Raw genomic sequence first — 3,536 nt, forward strand, 5'->3', positions numbered from 1 at the left:
GGCGGCGGGCCGCCCACGGAGTTGCGGACGAGTCTTCGGCGGCCCGCGCCCGGCGGCGAATGGATCAGCGAGGCGCGGCCGTTCGAGTTCGACTCGGAGGGGCAGCCCGTCTTCGGGTTCTACTACGCCCCGCGCAACCCGGACCGCCGCGGCCCCGACGGCGTGCCGCCCCCGCTGCTCGTGACCTGCCACGGCGGCCCGACCGTGGCGGCCGGTGCCCCCCTGGACGTGCAGGTCCAGTACTGGACGAGCCGGGGGTACGCGGTCGCCGAGGTCAACTACGGGGGGAGCGCCGGCCACGGCCGCGCCTACCGCGAGCGGATCCGCGGCCTGTGGGGCGTGCTCGACGCGACCGACTGCGTGAACGCCGCCCGGCACCTCGTGGCCGAGGGCCTCGCCGACCCCCGCCGGCTGGCCGTCCGGGGGCGCAGCTCCGGCGGGCTGACCGCGCTCAACGCGGCCGCGTTACACCGGGACTTCGCGGCGGTGGTCTGCTACGCCGGCGTCACGGACCCCGAGGCGATCCCCGAGCGCACCCACAAGATGGAATCCCGCTACCTCGACAGCCTCATCGGCCCCTGGCCCGCGGCCCGGGCGGAGTACGCCGCCCGCTCCCCGCTGCGCGGACCCGGCCCGTGGACGGCGGCGGTGCTCGTCTTCCACGGCGGCCGCGATCCCGTCGTGCCCGTCGAGCAGGCGGAGCGGCTGCGCGAGGGGCTGCGGGAGCGGGGCGCGGCCGTGGAACTCGTGGTCTATCCGGACGAGGGCCACGCGATCGCGAAGCCCGAGAACATCCGCCACCTCGTCGCGGCGGAGTCGGCGTTCCTCACCCGCGTGCTCGGGCACGCGGGGGCGGAGGCCGAACCCTCCCTGTCCCGCCACTGAATCCCGTACGTCTCCGACTAGCCGACCGAGGTTTCTGATGCGTGGATATCTCTCGCCGTCGACGGTGGTCCAACCCCTCATCCACCGCTGGTACGCCGTCCCCATGGTGGCCGCGCCGCACACCGGTGCGCTGAACCTGGTGAAGCGCCACCTCCCCGCACTGCGCAGCTACGCCGACGCGCCGCGCAAGCACGCCCGCGCCCTGGCCAACCCGCAGATGTTCGGGGCCCCCTACGTGAGCCCCGGCGCGAACGGGCCGGAGGCGGTGACCGAGCTGCTCGACCGTACGGAGCGCGAGGCCGCGCCGCGCATCCGCATGGCCGAGGACATCGACACCGTGCGGGAGATGCTCGCCAAGCACGCCGACGGGCGCGCGCTCACGTCGCTCTACGACGACCTCCCCGACTCGCTGCGCGGCATCACCGAGCTGGTCTACGACACGGCGAACCACCCCTCCGTCCGGTTCTTCGAGAGCCTGCTGTACCGGACGCCGGCGGCGCAGCCGGAGGCCGAGGTCGTCTCCCTGCGCGAGCGGCACGACCCCGACCAGCCGTTCATCTACAGCTCGCCGGTGCTGCCGGAGCCCGAACGCGTCGACCTGGCGGTCCCGTTCGCCTCCGAGCTGCTCGACGAGCTGTTCGCGGCGCGGCTGGCCCCCGTCGACGTGGACGGGCTGGCCGAGCGGTTCGGTCTCGCGGACGACCAGAAGGCGGGCTTCCGCCGGATGTTCACCGAGGAGGCGCCGCGCGCGTACGAGCCGAACCTGACCGGCGAGGTGCGCATGCGCTACTTCGGCCACGCCTCCGTGCTCCTGGACTTCGGCGGGTTCACGGTGATGACCGACCCCACCCTCGGCTACGACGGCGACGGCTTCGACGAGCACTACTCCATGGCCGACCTGCCCGAGACCATCGACGTCGTGATCATCAGCCACGCCCACTCCGACCACTTCTCCCTGGAGACGCTGCTGCAACTGCGCCGCCGCATCGGCGTGATCGTGGTGCCGCAGGCTTCCGGCGGCAGCCTGGCCGACATCGGCATGCGCACCCTGCTGGAGCACTACGGCTTCACCGACGTGGTGGAGGTCGCCGACATGCAGTCGATCGAGCTGGGCCCGGCGCGCATCACGGCTCTGCCCTTCCTCGGCGAGCACGGCGAACTCGACATCCGGGCCAAGATGGTGCCGCTGGTGCGCCTCGGCGGGCGCGGGTTCATGTTCGCCACCGACACCTCGCCCGTGGACCCGACGATCTACGACCTGGTGGCCGCGGAGATCGGCCGGGTCGACGCGATGTTCATCGGCCTGGAGTGCGTCGGCGCCCCGATGAGCTGGCTCTACGGGCCGCTGCTCGACCAGCCCATCGCCCGGGAGCACAGCGTGGAGCGCGGCCTCAAGGGCTCCTTCGCGGCGCCGGCCGACTCGCTCGCCGAGCGGCTGGGGGCCCGCCAGATCTTCGTCTACGCGCTGGGCATCGAACCCTGGCTCAAGCATCTGACCGGCTGCTGGTACGACCCCGGGGCCGAGCAGCTCAAACAGGAGGTCCTCCTGCGGAAGCTGGCCGGCGACCGGGGCGTGCCCTCCGAGCTGCTCTACGTCACCGCGGAGCGCTTCTGGCCGGTGCGGGACGAGGAGAAGTGACCCAGCCGCCGGCACGCCCCGCCCCGTACCCGCCGGGCGGTGCGGCGGGCACGCCCGGCGGGAGCCCCGCCGTCGGCGTCGTCTACGACGTGGGCGCGGCGGGCCCGGCCGAGGTGGCGACCGCCGCGCGCGCCTGCGGCGCCGAAGTGGTCCTGGTGGTCGACACGGCCTCGGACCACGTCCGGCGCCTGCTGCCCGTGCTGGCGAAGCGGTTCACCCTGTGCGACATCACCGGGCTCGACGGGGCCGGGGCCGTGGCCGCGGTCGCCGCGTACGCTCCCGCCGGGCTCGTGACGTTCAGCGAGAACCGGATGGAGACCACCTCCGCCCTCGCGGCGGGGCTCGGTATCGGGCACTGGCATTCCCCCGCGGTGACCCGGCTGCTCGTGGACAAGCTGGCGCAGCGCCGCGCGTTCGCCGCCGCCGGACTCGACGGGCCGCCCTTCGCCGCGGCGGACAAGGCCGTCGGCGTGGCCGACGCGCTCGACACGGTGGGCCTGCCCGCAGTGCTCAAGCCGCGGCGCGGCACCGGGAGCCGCTTCGTCACCCGCGTCGACAGCGCCGCCGAAGCCCGCGCCGCCGCCGGGGAGTTCTTCGCCGCCGCGCCCGGCGCGGAGCTGCTGGTGGAAGGGCTGCTCCCGGGGGACGCCGCGCGCGCGGGCCCCGAATGGGGGGACTACGTCTCCGTCGAGACCGCCGTCCACGAGGGCGCCTGCCACCGGCTGTGCGTGACGGGCAAGTTCCCGCTCGTACGGCCCTTCCGGGAGCGCGGCTCGTTCGTCCCGCACACCCTGCGGCCGCAACTCGCCGAGCGCGCGCACGAGCTGGCCGAGGCGGCCGCGGCGGCCCTGGGCATCCGCGACGGGATCGTGCACACGGAGCTGAAACTCACGGCGGACGGGCCGCGCCTGATCGAGGTCAACGGCCGCCTCGGCGGCCTCGTCGGCGACGTCGTACGCCGCGGCTCCGGCGTCGACCTCGTGGCGGCGGCGATGCGGCTGGCGCTGGGGCG

The 3,536-nt window shown here is 74.4% G+C and carries 3 protein-coding genes; all 3 read left to right on the forward strand.

Annotation, left to right across the window (positions count from 1 at the left end):
• On the forward strand, positions 1 to 885 hold an 885-nt coding region (locus tag H5J30_RS22355; protein ID WP_181789175.1), incomplete at its 5' end, for a S9 family peptidase.
• 37 nt (positions 886 to 922) lie between these two features.
• On the forward strand, positions 923 to 2,524 hold the full coding sequence (locus H5J30_RS22360) for an MBL fold metallo-hydrolase (protein WP_181789176.1): 1,602 nt from the start codon (positions 923 to 925) through the stop codon (positions 2,522 to 2,524).
• Positions 2,521 to 3,536 (forward strand): ATP-grasp domain-containing protein (locus H5J30_RS22365; RefSeq protein WP_181789177.1); only part of this gene is annotated, 1,016 nt, incomplete at its 3' end. The genes H5J30_RS22360 and H5J30_RS22365, both read left to right, overlap by 4 nt.

Source organism: Streptomyces phytophilus (genome assembly GCF_013870535.1).
GTDB lineage: Bacteria > Actinomycetota > Actinomycetes > Streptomycetales > Streptomycetaceae > Streptomyces > Streptomyces phytophilus.